Genomic DNA, 17378 nt, shown 5'->3' with positions numbered 1-17378 from the left:
CAAAAAGTAGCTTTTAAAAAATTCATTTTTTATCAGTGTGATGAATAGATACGAAAAAAGCAAGATCAAAATTACTGCGTACCAATGAGCTGAATGAAAACATCCATTCAGCCCATTGGAAGAATGCCTACTTTATTTCTGGCCAGGGATGTGATTGTTAATCAACATAAACAGCTAAAATACTTTTACAAATAGCCTCCATTTCAGCTGCCCATAGGGTCAGGTTATGCTTTTTAGCCCATGGAATATAAAATACCCGTGTTTCCTTAACAATTCTTAGTTGATCTACCGGCTTACGTATCGCTATAGTTCTTAGGTTATGTAGCCTATCGGCTAATTTAACCTGAACAACCCGTATGTCTTTACATGCATCCAATAGCTCTTGTTTATCAGATTTATCTAATTTCCACGGGTATCCAAAAGTATTATAATGGGTTAGCATGTCTACAATATAAGCTACAGATGATCCATACTTTAGTTCTATGTAGTTGAGTGTTACATTCGTATCCTCAATAAGATCATGCAGTAGTGCAGCTAAAATCGTGTCAGGATCTTTAGTAACTGTTAAAACAATCTCAGCCACTGCCATAGGATGCGTATAATAAGGTTCACCTGACTTGCGCATAGCAGTACCATGTGCTTTTTTAATAAAAGAAATGGTTTTTTGTACGTCTTGCTCGGTTAAGTTTGTGTTTTGCTCAAGTAGCGTAATAAGTTCTTGTTCCTTGGTTAAGCTCATAGGTGTTTCGGCAACTTTATTTAATAAATCATCCGTATGATACCGCTTAAATTGCATTACCTTTCTACCATCAATAGGTAATAGGTACAAACAGGTTAAACTCGTTTCTGTCTCTGTAATTTGTATGTAGCCTCCATGGGCCTGTATAATTTGTCTACTTTCTGCTTGGTATAAATTTTCAGTAGTTTTAGGCAAATAAATAGAGGTAATCTCATCCGTAACATCGTAGGAAGCTAGTATCTTTGGATGCACCGTCTCTGTAGTAATGCAAAAAGCTAAAGCAGATAATATAGGCGGTTTTGATTTTTTTTCGTAAACACTATTTGCGGTTTCCTGATAATGCTTGGGGTAAGGGTAAATTAAAAGTGTATCTGAAATCGTTAGGATAACCGTATGGTCAATAGCTTGTTTGCTTTGGCTGATTTCCCAAAAGTTAATAGTAAAAATACGTTCAAATATCACAGGATCTGTCATTAGATAAGAAGTCGTACTTTCATTTCTAAGCAATAACCGAATTGGGTTGCCTAAATTTCTAGTAAGCTCATAAGCTTTTAAAATAATTGGTTCAATGGAGACTTGTTTAAGAGATTTGGCATCTAAAGTTAACTTCATTTCTGCTTTAGCTCGTTGCAATAGAGAACGGCTAAAGGTATATAACTGTTTCATACTCAAGTTAAGCTGTTCTTCTAAATCAAGTTGCCCATTTGTGTGGAGCCACTTAGCAGATGCTTTTAGCCTATTAGCTATTTCCTGTAATATTTTACCACTATAAGTGGGATCTAGTCTGGCCAAGTTGGTTTGGTTGTAGAGCGATTCTAAGGCAGCATGCCTTTCATAGCTTCTAGCTAAAGCTATGATTTGTAATTGTTGATTCGTTTTGTTTCTTACATACCGATGTAGAACCAAACTGATTAAGATGATTAGGCCAATCAATACTTCAAAAGAGATAAGGCTGTTATAGTTCACTAAAGCTATGGTAGGGAGTATCCATTTGTGGATAAATAGTGCACTGGCTAACATGGATACGATTAACATAAAAGGTAGGAAGAGACTACTGATGCCTATGTTAATAATAAAAAACGTATAAACCACAGGGGCAAAATGGCTTAATTTTATATACGTAATACCTGTAATAAAAAAGACTCCATAAAGTAGTATAGGCCATACTATATGCAATAGTTTACTGCTGATTTTTCTATAAGTATGCAAAGCAGGGTATAAGGCCACAACTGTACCTATGGCCATGATGGTTATATACCAATAGATATAATCATCTACATAGGCTGATTTGATATAGTAGAGTGCTACCGAACTATAGAGTATAAAATAAGCGCCTGTTAGGATAAATATTGGAATCCTGGTAGGAAAGAGATTTCTCCAATAGATATAGTTGAATACAGCATCCAATGCGTGCCATTTTCTTAACCACCATCGTTTTGTTTCTTGTCTTTGGAGCTGTACAGGACTATCATCTGGAATACCTACCCACCCTCTGTTAGCTTGTTTAGGGAGTAGATAGTGGAAAATAAATAAAAGTAAGCTATTGATCACTGCAGACTGCAAAAGCTCACCCTTTGCAATCATTTGCCTCTTTATAAAGATTTTATAAATACCTAATGTGGTACTAATACCTATACTACATAATACAGCAGCAAGATGAAATCTAAACCCAAAGCAAATCGTAATCAATAGAACTGTAATAATAGATAAATAGAAAAGTGCTGATTTACTTAATAATTGCACTATACTTGTTGTATAAAAGGCAATGCATAAACTAAGTAGAGCTATGATACAAGAGACAATTCGTGCTATTCTAAGAGAAGGTGTATGGAATATAGTAGCTTTGTTAAATAGACAAGGCAACAGGTCATTGGTACATAAAACAGATGCAATATGTAACTCAGAGTCAGCAGTGGACATTAGTAGTGCCATAATAGTTGATACCAACAAACCTTTTATGCCAGTATAGTAGTCAAGTTCTAAAAGGTATTCTAAAATATTTTGCTCTGAGCCAATTTTATGTCCACCCACATACAGCGTTATGGCAAGGGTAAACATCAAGAATAATAAAATTATATGGATGATAGCAGTATTACAAAATACTTTGCTGGCTTGTTGGACAGAACTAGACATATACACACGCTGAATACGAGATGGATTCAAAGAGAATAGTATTAAAATAGTGTACGTTGTAAAAATAGCTAGCGTATTATTGTATCTAAAGGCATTTTCAGGATTAAACTTGGGTACTTGTATGAACGCTTGCCAATTATTCCCTAAATTATTGATAGGGTATAAAAGCGTAAAAATGATAATAGGGAAACAAACGAAAAACAGAAAAAATTGATATACATCTGTTAATATTACGGCCTTGGCTCCTCCAAAAGAAGCGTAAACGATAACAATTAAAGATAAAACTATTACCCATGGTAGTGCATAATCTTTCATAGTAGGAAATACAGCATGTAATATCTTTAAACCTACTTTAAATTGAATAGCCAACATAGCAATAGCCATTAACATGCCAAAACTGGCTGTGATGACTCGAATAGATGGACCATACCACATGCCCATAGACTCAGCTATAGAAAAATGGCCCATAAAAGCTTTCATCCGCACAATAATAAAACGACAAATGCAACAATAACCTATAGGAAATATAAAATCCCTAATCAAGGCATCGCACCCCCTATGGTAATAATCGTTAAGTCTAGTATCTAAAAATCCACCACCGTAAACAGTGGCTATTAAGGAAGCCGTTAGTGCAAATGTAGATATCTCTCTAGTCCCTACAGCATAAGTCTTAAATGTATGGACACGCTTACTAGCGTATAGTGCAATCACTAGTGTAATCAACAGAAATATAATGATGATTATATAGTCAATATGCATGGTGCGTACTTTACTGATAGGGTCAGAATAGGGAATGCTTTTGAAAAACTATCCAAGCTAATGTGCTATTTGATTGCTTACTTAGATATAGTATCAGTAATTATCATCATTATTAAGTGCTTATAAAATATAGTAAAATATTCCAATATTAGGCAAAAAGAATGTATCCATTCAGTCCTATGGCACAGTACACAAAAAAAGACAAAATGCTCCTTGTAAAATAATTACGAGTAAGAAAATACCGCTTATAGCTGAAATAAAAAAAAAGCCGTAGCCATTCATTTGTGAGAGACCCCCATACAAAAAGAAAAACGCCCCTGGTAAAATAGTTGCGATGAGCAATCACGTATTAGCGCTGATTAGAAAAACAGCTTATTTGAACCACTAAGAAAAATTTTGAATACTTTACAAAATTTATTAATCTTATTGTTAAAGTATTTAGCTTTTATAATAAGTATTAAAAGTATTATTTATAAAATATAATAAATTCAAAATGAAATATAAAACGCTCCCTAATTTTTTGTTACACACGCTCTTTCTATGTTTAGCAGGTAGTCTATGCAATAAAATAAGAGATAAAAATATGTGTCAAGAAGAAATCTGTGCCGATTGCGGTAAAAAAGACTGGAAACCTTGTTCGGGCTCATCTACTGAAAGGTCTAACCCAAATCATCCTATCATTAGATATTATGTAAATTGTATTGCATGCCAGTTGTATCAAGAACGCGCTCGTCAACTAAAACAACAGGATAACAAAAATAATAAAGAAAATACTCCTGGTCCTTCGAAATAAACTAAACAAGTAGAAATCTATGTCGATGTTTCATCCTTGAAGTGAGATGATAAGATAAACAAAGAATAACATAACATGTTCTTTTACTAAGCAAATTTATTAATTTATTTCATTCATTTTGCAATAAATATTATATACTTTCTAATTCTCTAGAGTTATGCAGCAAATTATCATTTGTAAAATAATAAAAAATTTGATAATCAATAATAAAATATTATATATACAAAATCTGTTGCTTTTAATATTTTAATTTTGTAATATATGATATGCTCTAAAGAATAACCCAAAAATTCGCACAAATTTTGCGATTTTTATCGTTAGTTTTTTAGTATGGAAGCATCATTTAAATAAGGTTTGAATCTTTGTGTCTAGTAGATTTTTTATCTGATACTACCACTTCATTCTATAACTTTTTCAAAATCTTACAAGCTTTTAAACTCAAAAGTAAGCTAGCTGCGTATAATTAAGTACTCATCATGTTTGTGCATCAGTTTATAAACAAAATTTATTAGTAAAATGTTAGTGATCAATGAAAAAAAATGTTTTGGATCTAAGTGGTATCATCGGATGATAAGTAAAGCAGCACAAGATTTAAAAGATAGTAGTCCTACCGATGTACATGCTACTAAGAGCATTGCTGATTATAAAGAAGAAAATGTTTATACACCAGCTAAACCAACAGAACCTCATACATTAAGCACTATAGCGCACAATTTATTTGTTGATCATAGCAATTATGAATTTCTGGAAGTATATTTTAAAACCATGAGATCGGGTAAGCATATCGTTTTATCATCTTTTAACTTTTTGTGTTTTGTATGTTGTGCTATTTCTTGTAATGCTATCAAATATGATATAGATCGTGATCCAGCTCCTGGATCATCAAAGTGTGAGCAGTCTTATTTACCTCATCAACCCCAACACGGATGCAATCTTTTATCAACAGCTTACCAAAATGCTTATTTGCCTGTACGATTACATCAAGAAATGTTAAGTGCTGTATCAGATCCTGAGAACTTTAATCATGAAAACATAGAGCGTATTATGAACGAAGGACAAGGTATAGTAACCTTTAATACCAGGTTGCTAGATAGCCACACTGTTTTATTTCATGCTGTTTGTTGTAGTAATCTTGCTGCTGTTAAGTACATCCTTAAGCAAAAGGATATTAATCTTGAATGTATGAATACCGGAATGCATGCTTCATATAGAGATAAGGTAAAAGAAAGAAATAGGAATAGAAATGATCGTCCTTATTTACCTGATATGACTCCGTTAATGTATGCTGTTTATTCTGGGAACAAAGAGATTTATGATGAATTATTAAAATTCGGGGCTAAGATTGGTACTAAAAACAGTCGTGGTTATACAGCTTTACATGTGGCTTGTGGTGCGCTAGACTACTTGGAAAGTACACGTGCTCCGTTTCCAAGAAATATCTCATCTATTCGTAGTGAAATAGTCCATGATCTAATTCAAAAAATTGATGGTCAAGATCTAATGGATAAGTACGGTCGATCTCCGATTTACTATATGTACTTATACTATGCAAGAACTGGCGTAGCGGGTTTTGGGAAATGGCTCAAATTAGTCCCATTAATTGCAGCAAAACAAAATTTACAAGATAGGCTTCAGTTAGATTTAAGTAGAAATAGTATGTGTTCTATCTGTAAAACTCGTACAAATCAACGTTATACTTATAGTTGTGAAGTATGTAAGCAACATACTTGCTTAACTTGTGTGGTATCATGGGAAGCTGCCACATGTCCTCACTGCAGGTATATAGATTGGGGACGATATATTATTAAACATCCATCTAGTCAATATAATATATCCTATTCACTAGAAAATGAACGTAATGAGAGATTCAATTTAGAAATAGAAATCATAAGGAATGTATCAGATTCGCGTAACTTTGATTCTAGTCGTGTAGAGGAAATACTGAGGTGTGGCCAGGGTGTAGGTATAAATGTTAATTCAATCTTGCAAGGAAGTACTACTGCTTTGTTTTTTGCTGTTGATTCTGATAATATTCGTGCTGTTCATTTGCTGTTAAAAAAGGGTGCAGATCCTAATGTCTATTTTCCAAAAGATATAAAAAGTTCTAGTCAATCGAAAAAGTATGTAACGCCATTAATGCTTGTTGTACACATACCTCATAGAAATAGCCTAGATATTATTGATGCGTTATTAGCCAATGGTGCAGATATCAATGCAGTCAGTAGTAGTGGTGATACAGCGTTGCACATAGCTTCTGGTTCATTTGATCCCCCTGATGGGCCTATATCACCTTTGTATACAAATCGTTCTATTGCAGAATGTCGTAAAGACATTATTAAGAATAAATTAATCTGTGATAAAAATCTATGTATTATTAAGGATCATCATGGCTACACCCCAGATCATTATATGAATTTAAGTAAAAGACTTAATGAAAAGCTTTCAAAGGAATGGGATCATCTAATCGAGCTGACTAAAAAGCATTTAGTGCTACAATCCAAAGAAAGTCGCTCAATAAACATATAAAACTAAGTTGTACTAGTTTATATTCAATCTGATAAGAAATAAAATTAGTGTTTATATTTTTCAGTTAAGTTTGGTATGTCAGGAAAACACCACAGAAAATTTACCAAAGTCAGGAACAGATACCAGATACAAAGAGCTTGTTAGGCTATGTAGGTAGCTAAAGTTAAAGCCATTGTTTAAATAAATAAGCACAAGTACTGCCTGCTTATGTAAATGAGTAGGTTGGTAGTTTATCCACAAAAGACGCCAGTTCTTTTGTCAAATACTTTAAAAACCCACCTCCTACAGCACCATCTATAATACGATGATCATAAGTATGGGATAGAAATAGCTCACTACGAATAGCTATGGCCTCTTTTCCATCAATATGGACCACCGCAGGACGTTTTTCAATAAGACCTAATGCAAGAATAGCTACCTGTGGTTGAACAATAATAGGGGTTCCCATCAGGTTGTCAAAAGAACCAATGTTAGAGATAGTATAACTTGCACCAGTTAAGCTGTCTGGTGTAATGGTACTGCTACGTGCTTGATGGATTAAATCATCGATCTGTTTGGCCAAAGATACCAGCCCAAGCTGTTCGACTTGTTTAACCACGGGAACTAATAAACTACCATCTGGTAGTGCTACCGCAAAACCTATATTGATATGCTTGCGTTTAATAATCTTATCATCTAGGATTACAGCATTCAACAGTGGAAATAGCTGCAAGGCACGTGCAACCACCGCCATAAAAATAGGATTATAGGTCAACTTGATCCCATATTTTTCTTCAAAAGAAGTCTTATGCTGATTTCTCCAGGCAACAAGTTCTGTTACGTCGGCACGTATAAAAGAGGTAACATGAGGCGCAATTTGCTTAGATTGCACCATACGTTTAGCAATCAGTTGTCTAACACGATCCATTTGGAGCACTTCATCTCCCTCTAAAGAGGTAACAGGTGGATAAAGTAGAGACTTATTCGCACCATTGGCATGAACCGATACGCGCTTGTTTGCATAAGCTAAAAGGGTTGCTTTAGTAACGCGATTATCTTTACTATATCCGGCTAATCGGGCTAGTTCATCTGCATCAATAGCTTGTTCTTGAACAATATGCCTAGCCAGAGGGCTTAATTTTATCTTACTAGAAGAGGGTAGAGGAATAGGTCCAGCTGTTAAATCACGCGGAATAGTAGCTGTTAGCATAGCTTTTGAAGCTAGCAGAGATGTTTCATAGCTTCTAGAGGGAGCTGGCAGATGGTCTGTTTCTAGTAAGGCAATCGGTGTGCCAATCGGCACCAACTGCCCTTTCGACACCAACAATTTTATAATCTTTCCAGGATAAAGAGCAGGAATCTCAGCATCAACTTTATCTGTAGCCACCTCCAAGAGAGGGGAACCTTCCATCACCAGCTCTCCTTCTTGCACGCACCAGCTCAATACTAGAGCTTCCATGACACTTTCCCCCATCTTAGGTAAATAAAGTGTTACTAAAGACATGATTAACTTTTCTTTAAAAATTGCTCCCTACCATGAGTCTGCTGGATAACCATATGTAGTGGGTTACGCTCATAGACCTTCATTCATCAAAGAATAGACATAAGTAGCTAAATGCTTAAAGTTTTTACTAAGCTGGTTTTCCAGACTGCCATCAGGTAAGCGCTCTATATCCTGATTTAATTCTTGTAATTTTGAATCAAGCTGTTCCAAAGTATTTTTGCAAATTGGATGGCCTGTAATCTTTGGATATTTCTGTAGTATATTTTTTAAATCGAGCAATAACTTATTGGCCTGGTCAAAATTCTTCTCACAAGTTTCTTGGCCATCTATATTGTCTGTATCATCATTGTCTGTATCATCAGAACTATTTATTTCTCCTGTAATACAAGAATATATCTCACATGCGTAATTTAGCACCATGTCATCTAATAACAAGAAATCATTCTGGGTATTGGTACATGCACCAGAAGACAATCCTAATACAACTAACACAGTCCAGTATTTGATTACAAAAAATAATCTTAACATGATTTAATCTTAGTGTTTGACATAGAATAAAAAAGCATAGAAAAGGGCTCCTACTTAATCTTACTTAAGCGCATTTTGCAAGAGGTCTAGCTATTACCATTAGCCCCTAAACAATTTAAAAACGAGTGTCCTGCACTTAAATAGTATTACAGACCACTAACCGATACGACTGGATTAATGAGCCAGTAAATTACAAAATAATAAATAACAACACCCAATAACTCGACAGTTGTATTAATGGCAGGATTAGCCGCTACTGCAGGATCCCCATTAAAATACTTAGCCGCCAATGGGAAAGCCGCTCCTATAAAAGCAGAAAAAACAACCTGTAAAACAATGCTCAAGGCCACTGCAAACATCACATGATAGTTTCTATTGGTCTCTGGATCGAGACTCGAAGTTACAAACATTTTAATATAAGCAAGAAAAAACAAAACAGAAGCCAACATAACAGCAATCCTTAATTCTTTTAAAATAATCCTAGTCCAATCAGATAGAGTGACTTGACCACGATTCAATGCTTGTAATACTACAGAGGCTACTTGACTGCCTACATTACCTCCAGTATCTGTAATCATACTCAAATAAAAAATTAGATTAAAAGAGGAAAAAAAAGTACTTTTGGCATGCGTAAAAGCATGGCCAACAATGCTAGCCATAAATACTACTACAATCCATTTGATTCTTTTTTTTAGATGTTGTAGCGTAGAGACCTTTAAATAATCTGGTGCATCTTCTTCTGAAGTAATACCCATAAATTTGTCCATATCCTCAACTTGCTCGGCTCTGATAATATCTATGGCATCATCATAACTTACAATACCTACGATTTGTTCTTCTTGGTTTAGAATAGGAATGGCTACCAAATCATATTGTTCAATTTTTTTAGCGACCACTTCTTGGTCTTCATCAACTGTAGCATATATAAAATTTACATTGAGTATAGTTTCTATTGTTTCTTGAGGAGAACGCATCACCAAATCTTTTAAAGAAACAAAACCAACCAATTTCATCTTTTCATCCACTACATAAATGTAATAAAGCATCTTTTTAGATGGTGCATCTTCACGAATTTTTGCAATAGCTTCTTCTATAGTCATTGAGTTTAAGACAGTTGCAAAATCTGTATTCATAATACCTCCTGCCGTATCTGGCAAATAGGCATTGAGCATAATCACATCTTCTCGAACTTTCCTACTTAAATAAGGTAATAAATGGGCATGCTCCTTATTACTCAAACGTTGGTAAAAATCGACCCGTAAATCAGAAGGCATACAAGAAAAAATTTTGGCAAAGATGCTTTTAGGAATATTATGGTAGAGGTGCATCTGTAAGCCATGATCGTTTAGTAAGGCAAATATTTCCCCTTGTCTGGTAATAGATAAAGTAGTAAATATGCGCATAGCCAACTCAAAAGATTGCTTCTCTAAAAATTTGGCTACCTCTATAGGGGATGCATGCTCTAAACAATGGGCTAATCGCTTCTCTTGCTGCTGTTTGAGTAAACGCGTCCACTTAAAAAACTTATTTTCTCCTTTTAGTTTCATAATCTTAGTTTTTTGGTTTCATATGGTACAACCATGTTTGACCATGCTAGATGAGAAAACAGATTGGTAAAAACCATAAAAGCGCGAGAGTAGCCAAAAGTTGTTACATTTTAAATAAAATAAGATATAATAACCAGGCTAAAACATAACTTTCAGATATTTTAACCACAAGTAGCGTCAAGAAGCGTGCCTAGTTAGGAGGTAAATTTAAGAGAATCTCAAGTAAATTACCAATAAGTAGATCCAAATCTATAGCCATTAGATAACGCATGGAATAGTTTGTCAGATTAGGCTGTTTTGAGATGCTATATAAGACATCTTAGCTTTCTCTGGCATGGGAAAATTGCAGCATATAAAACCACTAGAAATAGGTTTTGCAAGAGGCCTAATGATTTGGTTTAATACTTTAAAGAAAATATATTTGCCTTAGTCCATTTAAAATTATTTAAAGCGAATGAAATCTAAAAAAATAGTATTGTTTCTAACCATTGTCACTGCCTTACTCTCGCTCTATTATCTTTCTTTTACCTTTGTAGATTACCGAGTACAACGCCAAGCGGAACAACAAGCAATGGATCAACAAGGCAAAGTAGATTTTGATAAACGCCAGGCTTATTTAATGGATATATGGAAAAAACCTGTTTACCATTTTTTGGGTACGGATTATACCTATGAGGAGGTAAAGGAGCGATCGCTTAAGCTAGGCTTAGACCTGCAAGGGGGTATGCATGTAACCATGGAACTTATTCCTGTAGAACTTGTCAAAAGCTTGGCTGCCTATAATGCAGATCCTCACTTCCTAGAAGCATTAGAATGGGCACAGCGCGAGCGAGAAAAAGGTCAATCAACTCCTTTTTCAAAACTCTTTGTAATAGCCTATAAAAAGCTTAACCCAACGGGAAAATTAAGTGATATTTTTCCTAATTTTCAAGGAAAATCTTATTTGTTTTCTACTGAAAATGATATTATACAAGCCATTGATCAAGCCATCTCTAATGCAATAGATTGTTCGCTTAGCATTATAGGTTCTAGGTTAGATCGTTTTGGCGCTACACAAACCAATATCCAAAAATTACCTGGCAGTGGGAGGATCCAAATAGCACTACCAGGTGTTACTAATCCGGAGCGGGTTAGAAAATTACTACAAGGGGTAGCACAGTTACGTTTCTGGACAGTAGCAGAAGCTGATACATATGCTCCCGCACTAGAGGCGGTAAACAATTTGTTACTGAACAAAGAAAAAGAAGCCATAAGCGCAACACTCCCAGCAGGGCTCACAGATGAGGAAAAAATGGAGCGCATGCCGAAAGATTCACCCCTTAAAAAGCTTTGCCAATACACTTTCCCTTACACATTGGCCTATCCGCCTGAATCCATGACTCAAATAGAGACCATACTAGGGAGCCAATCGGTTAAAGCATTATTGCCTAAAGGCATTACTTGGATGTGGGATAAAAAAGCCCATACCATAAACGATGGTACAAAAGCCGTTACCCTTTACGCGATTCAACCATCTAAAGGCAATCAGCCGCTTTTAGAGGGAGATATTATTACACATGCAGCTCAAGTTTTTTCTGAAAATGGCTCACCAGCTGTAAGCATGCAAATGAATCAAAAAGGAGCTCGTGTTTGGAAACAGGTCACGGCTAATCATATTGGTAAACGTATTGCTATTGCTTTAGATAATCGAGTTTATTCGGCGCCAGTCGTTAATCAAGAAATTCCAAATGGTCATTCTCAGATAGCTGGTCATTTTACGATAGAAGAAGCCAAAGATTTAGCCAGTGTATTACAAACTGGCTCGTTACCAGCCCCGCTTAGAATTGTTGAAGAGGCCATTATGGGGCCAAGTCTAGGTAAGATAGCCCAAAACCAAGGCCTTATGGCTACAGGAATAGGTCTAGGCTTAATCTTGCTTTTTATGGTTGTTTACTATGCCAAGGCAGGCATAATAGCTAATGCAGCACTGTTATTGAATTTGCTGTTTATCGTAGGCATTTTGGCCCAACTCGATGCGACGTTAACATTACCCGGTATTGCCGGTATTCTCCTTACAATTGGTATGTCGATCGATGCCAATGTTTTGATATTTGAACGTATACGGGAAGAACTGGCTAGTCAAGTTCATATTAAAGAAGCCATCAGGCGTGGCTATGACAAATCATATAGTTCCATTATTGATGCCAATATTACCACCTTTCTGGCTGGGCTCATATTATATTACCTAGGTCAGGGCCCCGTTCGTGGTTTTGCGCTTATTCTCATGATTGGTATCGTCAGTTCTGTTTTTGCTTCTATCTTTATTACAAGATTAATTTTTTCCTTCTTTATGGAAAACCACCGTAAACCAAACTTAACTTTCTCTTACCCAGCCATGCCCATGTTGCTTAAAAACGTGCAGTTTGATTTTATCAAAAATCGTTACCGTTTTTATGTCTGTTCTCTATCATTTATAGCATTAGGTGCATGCTGCTTTTATCGCTACAAAGGGCTTAGATTGGGGGTCGATTTTGTCGGTGGTCGTTCCTACATTGTCCATTTTTCTAAAGCCATGGATCCTTCTTTCCTAAAAGATCGCTTATCTAGCCAATTTCAGGAAGGGGTAGAAGTACGTAGTTATGGTGCCAATAATGTCATGCAAATTACTACCAGCTATTTGCGTAATCAAGAGATTACCGATTCTGATACCAAGATGCGTAATAAACTGGTTGCTGCGCTAAAGGATGTAACACAATTGCAAGAAAATAATGACCTATCAAGCGATCCTGGTTTTAATATTGCGACTACTACTAAAGTAGGGGCTAATGTAGCGCAAGATGTCCAAAAAAGCGCAAAAAAAGCAATTATACTTGCTATATTCGGTATATTTGTGTACATTGCAGTACGCTTTAGAAGATGGAAATTTGGTTTGGCAGCTGTATCCGCACTTATACATGATGCTTTAACCGTTATCGCTGGGTTTTGTATTGCACGTGCCTTTGGAGTAAGCTATGAAGTAAATGAAGTCTTCATAGCTGCTATGCTTACCGTTATTGGCTATTCTATAAATGATACAGTGGTGATTTTTGACCGCATAAGGGAAAAATTAGCTAGTAAGGCTACAGTATTCACCACCGCCATGATCAATGATGCGATTAAAGAGACACTAAGTAGGACTATTATCACCTCTTTTACAACATTACTGGCCGTTTTTATGCTTTTCTTTTTTGGAGGAGAAGCGCTACGCAATTTCTCTTTTGCATTATTGTTAGGTATGTTATTTGGCACCTATTCTTCTATCTGCATTGCAGCCCCTCTTTTAGCAGATTTTGGTAGTAATCCTTCTAAGACTAAATAGTAGATTACCAAATCTAATCCAAAATCCATAAGGCAATAGCCTGCCATAGGTATTACAATCAAGATAAAACCAGTAAAAAGGTATTTATATGAAAATCAGACAAATTATTCCTATTTATATGATCCTAAATGGACTTGGCTCAATAGTCCCAACTATTCTAGTCATTGCCTTTTCAATCACTTTATTTGAAAAAGATAGTAGTGGCGTTTCTGCAGCTTATTTGGAACCAGCTAGTTTGCTAGGGATGGGTTGCGCTGGATTGGTTGGTGGCTTTTTTTTCAAGCGTTTTTCCTCCTATACCATAGGTAGATGTGCGCTCACATGCACAACATGTATCTTATTAGCTTTATTGACATATGGTCAAGCTAATCTACGTAGCTGTACCATTACATTATGGGCGCTTGCCTGCATTATGAGTATTGAACATTCAAATGGTCTTGCCTTTATCAATAGGCACATAGGAGCGCGTGACAAGCCCTTCTTTTTTTCTACTTTTCAAATTTTTTTACAGTTTTTTAATGTTTTAGCACCTATAGTAGCCAAAAATCTATTGGCCATTATGGGACTTAAAATGATTTTACTATTCTGCAGTTTTATCTATATTTTACGTATACTACCCTGGCAGCTATTTCGCGCAGCAGATCTTGGTGCAGAGGAAGTTGTATTACAACCATCTGGTATGTTAACAGGCTTTAAAGAAATTGTTCAAAATCCTGGACTCTTACGCGTAACTAGTTTTCGTCTCGTGAACTATATAGCCACTATAGCTTACACAGTAAGTCTACCTATTCTGGTAGCCAGAATGGCTAACAACAATAGCCAGCTCAATGCGCAATTGCTCAGTTATAGTGCTAGTATGATTCCGCTAGGCTTTATTCTTAGTGGCATATGTGGTTCATGGATCTTAAAAAGACAACCCAAATGGATTATTGGCTTTTTTAACATGAGCCCTATTCTTATTGTTTCCGCTTCGATTATGGCTTTTTATGTACGGCAGCCATTTTATCTTCAGATAACGGCATTGCTCTATGGCATGGGGCTTTATTTGTTCAGGACAGCTATTTCTATTATAGGCCAAGCCTTGACTAAAAAAGATAAATTGGCCCATGTTATTTTAGTCGGCGATGCAGTGGTCAAATCTTTTGCTTATGGCATTGGTTCTTTGATACCATTTTGGATCGTGCTGCCTCCTTTATGGGGTATAGCGCACCCATTTGTAGGGTTTGTCTTATGTTCTTTACTTTCATTGGGCATGACCAAACCTATTACCAAAATATATTTGGAATCTTTGTGCAAAAAAAATAGGTATTAAACCTAGGCCCTATAAGTCAAAAAACAGCAACCACCTGGTCGTTCTTATTTAAAATGCAAATATGAAAAAACATATTCCAAACTGTTTATCTGTTTTAAACCTAATTAGTGGTGCTATAGGTACCCTATTGGCGCTCAACGACTATTTGGTATATGCTGCTTATGCGATCTTTATGGGTGCTTGTTTTGATTTTTTGGATGGCTTTATGGCAAAGCTATTGCGTGCGCAGTCATTATTGGGCAAACAATTAGATTCATTAGCCGATGTGATTACATTTGGGATGTTGCCTGGTGCTATCCTATATAGGTTAATTCAAACGTATGAAAGCTGTCCTTATCGCCCTTATATAGCCTTGTTAATCCTTGTCTTTGCTGCACTTAGATTGGCTAAGTTCAATGTGGATCCTCAACAAACAGATGAATTTATAGGGTTGCCCACACCAGCTAGTGCGATTATAGTGGCTACCGTGCCGATCATCTTAAAACGTGCTCTTTATCCGCAGTTGGTGCATGGATTAACGCGACCCTTAGTACTGCCTTTGTTAACTATGCTACTGGCTTATCTATTGGTTGCTAATATTCGATTTATAGCCTTCAAGTTTAAAGGATTTTCTTTTCGAGCGAATAGGTCTCGTTACCTTTTAATCATCCTATGGACGCTATTAATAACTACCATGCATGTGGAGGGCCTTTTTATTAGTATGTGGCTATATGTGTTCTCTTCCTTATGGAAGACAAAATTAGGATAAAAATAAAAAACTGTTTTCATCAAGGCTTTCATTAAAATGAAAAAAAAAATACTAACAGGTGATAGACCAACTGGTAAGCTTCATTTAGGCCATTATATTGGCTCTTTACAAAATAGAATCAAATTACAAAATCACTATGACCAGTATATCCTAGTAGCAGATGTGCAAGCCTTGACAGATCATTTTGATCATCCAGAAAAAATTACAGAAAATATTATTGAAGTTGCCAAAGATTATTTAAGTGTTGGGATTAATCCTAACCAAACAACCATTGTGGTGCAGTCTCAAATACCAGAAATTGCAGAATTAACGGTTTACTATCTGAACCTAGTTACCGTAGGTCAATTGAGCCGTAATCCCACCGTAAAGTATGAAATTCAGCAAAAAGGGTATAATGAGGCTATTCCGGCTGGTTTTTTCTGCTATCCGGTCAGTCAAGCAGCAGACATTACGCTCTTTCAAGCAGAGCTAGTACCCGTTGGAGATGATCAATTACCCATGATTGAGCAAACCAATGAAATTGTTCGGCGGTTTAATAGGCTCTATCATACCAACATTTTAAAAGAATGCAAAGCTATTCTAAGTAAAACATCTAGATTAGTTGGTATAGATGGCAGATCTAAGTCAAGTAAATCACTGGGTAATGCCATTGCACTTGCTGATCCACCAGAAGTCATCAAACAAAAAGTTTTTCAAATGTATACAGATCCTGGCCATGTTAAAGCTAGTGATCCTGGCCGGGTAGAAGGCAATGTTGTATTTAGCTATTTGGATGCTTTTCACAATGATCAAGAAGCGGTTGCCGACTTAAAAGCCCAATACAAGCGTGGTGGATTAGGTGACGTAGTCATTAAAAATATCTTAAATGATCGTTTGCAACTTTTATTAGAACCGATCAGAGAAAAAAGAAATAGCTTAGACACGAAAGTGGTAGAGGAAATACTTCATGTTGGTACCCAAAAAGCAGCTCAATTGGCAAAAAAAATGATGAAAATGGTCCGAGAAGCGATGGGTATTCCATTTGTTTGGGACAACAAATAATATAAAATGGATATGTATCTATGCAGCAGTATCGTAATTTATTTGATTATTAAATAGAATAGCATTTTACTCAGTCCCCTTCGTGGGCTTTAAACAAAATGATTTTCTATTCCGCTGATAAGCAGATATTTTAAAGACTACACTTTACTGAAAGTGCTAAATTTCTTATCGGTGGCCATGTTGCACAAAAATGCCCCTTGGAAAAAGTTACGATTAGAAAGCGCAGTTTACAGATGAAAAGAAAAACGTTTCCGTTCACCCAATGGCGTCAACTTAAGGAATTTATAATTATTTTTATTTGATTATAAGTCTTTTTTATCTTACTTTTTTCTTGATAAAAAAGTAAGCAAAAAATCAAGCCCTGAGTAAAAAGTTGCTGAAAGCAGCCCTAACAGCTGGAAAAACAGAACTCGCCCGCTTCGCGGGCTTCAA

Annotated in this window: 10 protein-coding genes; 6 read left to right on the top strand and 4 right to left on the bottom strand. The window is 35.9% G+C overall.

Annotated features, from left to right (window positions below; genetic code table 11):
• Window positions 1-157: 157 nt before the first annotated feature.
• A complete protein-coding gene (locus MUW73_RS00825) occupies window positions 158-3631 on the bottom strand; it encodes a sodium:solute symporter family transporter (protein ID WP_243575155.1) in 3474 nt (1157 codons plus the stop codon).
• 493 nt (window positions 3632-4124) lie between these two features.
• On the opposite strand from MUW73_RS00825, the gene MUW73_RS00820 reads away from it, so the two are divergent.
• Window positions 4125-4424 (top strand): hypothetical protein, encoded by a 300-nt coding sequence (locus MUW73_RS00820; protein ID WP_243018027.1) that lies wholly within the window; start codon window positions 4125-4127, stop codon window positions 4422-4424.
• Between the two features lie 567 nt (window positions 4425-4991).
• A complete protein-coding gene (locus tag MUW73_RS00815; RefSeq protein WP_243018026.1) occupies window positions 4992-6950 on the top strand; it encodes an ankyrin repeat domain-containing protein in 1959 nt (652 codons plus the stop codon).
• 205 nt (window positions 6951-7155) lie between these two features.
• On the opposite strand, the gene MUW73_RS00810 is transcribed toward MUW73_RS00815, so the two are convergent.
• The 3 genes from MUW73_RS00810 to mgtE form a co-directional block, all read right to left on the bottom strand.
• A complete protein-coding gene (locus MUW73_RS00810) occupies window positions 7156-8433 on the bottom strand; it encodes a dihydrolipoamide acetyltransferase family protein (RefSeq protein ID WP_243575154.1) in 1278 nt (425 codons plus the stop codon).
• 69 nt (window positions 8434-8502) lie between these two features.
• The gene (locus MUW73_RS00805) at window positions 8503-8961 is read right to left on the bottom strand and encodes a hypothetical protein (protein ID WP_243018024.1); all 459 of its coding nucleotides are present in this window, start codon (window positions 8959-8961) and stop codon (window positions 8503-8505) included.
• A 146-nt stretch (window positions 8962-9107) separates the two neighbouring features.
• On the bottom strand, window positions 9108-10508 hold the full coding sequence (gene mgtE / locus MUW73_RS00800; protein WP_243018023.1) for a magnesium transporter: 1401 nt from the start codon (window positions 10506-10508) through the stop codon (window positions 9108-9110).
• 454 nt (window positions 10509-10962) lie between these two features.
• On the opposite strand from mgtE, the gene secDF reads away from it, so the two are divergent.
• The 4 genes from secDF to trpS all read left to right on the top strand — a co-directional run bounded on the left by secDF (window position 10963) and on the right by trpS (window position 16946).
• Complete coding sequence (gene secDF, locus MUW73_RS00795) at window positions 10963-13845, top strand: protein translocase subunit SecDF (RefSeq protein ID WP_243018022.1); 2883 nt, start codon at window positions 10963-10965, stop codon at window positions 13843-13845.
• Between the two features lie 88 nt (window positions 13846-13933).
• Entirely contained in the window at window positions 13934-15157 is a 1224-nt protein-coding gene (locus MUW73_RS00790) for a hypothetical protein (RefSeq protein ID WP_243018021.1), read from the top strand.
• Window positions 15158-15218: 61 nt separating this feature from the next.
• Complete coding sequence (gene pssA / locus MUW73_RS00785) at window positions 15219-15905, top strand: CDP-diacylglycerol--serine O-phosphatidyltransferase (RefSeq protein ID WP_243018020.1); 687 nt, start codon at window positions 15219-15221, stop codon at window positions 15903-15905.
• A gap of 36 nt (window positions 15906-15941) precedes the next feature.
• Window positions 15942-16946, top strand: a complete 1005-nt coding sequence (gene trpS, locus MUW73_RS00780) for a tryptophan--tRNA ligase (RefSeq protein WP_243018019.1) — start codon at window positions 15942-15944, stop codon at window positions 16944-16946.
• The last annotated feature ends 432 nt before the right edge of the window (window positions 16947-17378 follow it).

It is taken from the genome of Candidatus Cardinium sp. cByotN1, from assembly GCF_022810525.1.
Taxonomy (GTDB): domain Bacteria; phylum Bacteroidota; class Bacteroidia; order Cytophagales; family Amoebophilaceae; genus Cardinium.
The sequence above is the reverse complement of the archived record's forward strand: the minus strand, read 5'-3'. Positions and strand labels throughout refer to the sequence as shown.

Excerpts from the sequence above, each read along its gene's own strand:
- pssA (WP_243018020.1), top strand. The coding sequence starts at position 15,219 with ATGAAAAAACATATTCCAAACTGTTTATCTGTTTTAAACCTAATTAGT.
- secDF (WP_243018022.1), top strand. The coding sequence starts at position 10,963 with ATGAAATCTAAAAAAATAGTATTGTTTCTAACCATTGTCACTGCCTTA.
- MUW73_RS00820 (WP_243018027.1), top strand. The coding sequence starts at position 4,125 with ATGAAATATAAAACGCTCCCTAATTTTTTGTTACACACGCTCTTTCTA.
- MUW73_RS00815 (WP_243018026.1), top strand. The coding sequence starts at position 4,992 with ATGATAAGTAAAGCAGCACAAGATTTAAAAGATAGTAGTCCTACCGAT.
- trpS (WP_243018019.1), top strand. The coding sequence starts at position 15,942 with ATGAAAAAAAAAATACTAACAGGTGATAGACCAACTGGTAAGCTTCAT.
- MUW73_RS00825 (WP_243575155.1), bottom strand. The coding sequence starts at position 3,631 with ATGCATATTGACTATATAATCATCATTATATTTCTGTTGATTACACTA.
- MUW73_RS00810 (WP_243575154.1), bottom strand. The coding sequence starts at position 8,433 with ATGTCTTTAGTAACACTTTATTTACCTAAGATGGGGGAAAGTGTCATG.
- mgtE (WP_243018023.1), bottom strand. The coding sequence starts at position 10,508 with ATGAAACTAAAAGGAGAAAATAAGTTTTTTAAGTGGACGCGTTTACTC.
- MUW73_RS00805 (WP_243018024.1), bottom strand. The coding sequence starts at position 8,961 with ATGTTAAGATTATTTTTTGTAATCAAATACTGGACTGTGTTAGTTGTA.
- MUW73_RS00790 (WP_243018021.1), top strand. The coding sequence starts at position 13,934 with ATGAAAATCAGACAAATTATTCCTATTTATATGATCCTAAATGGACTT.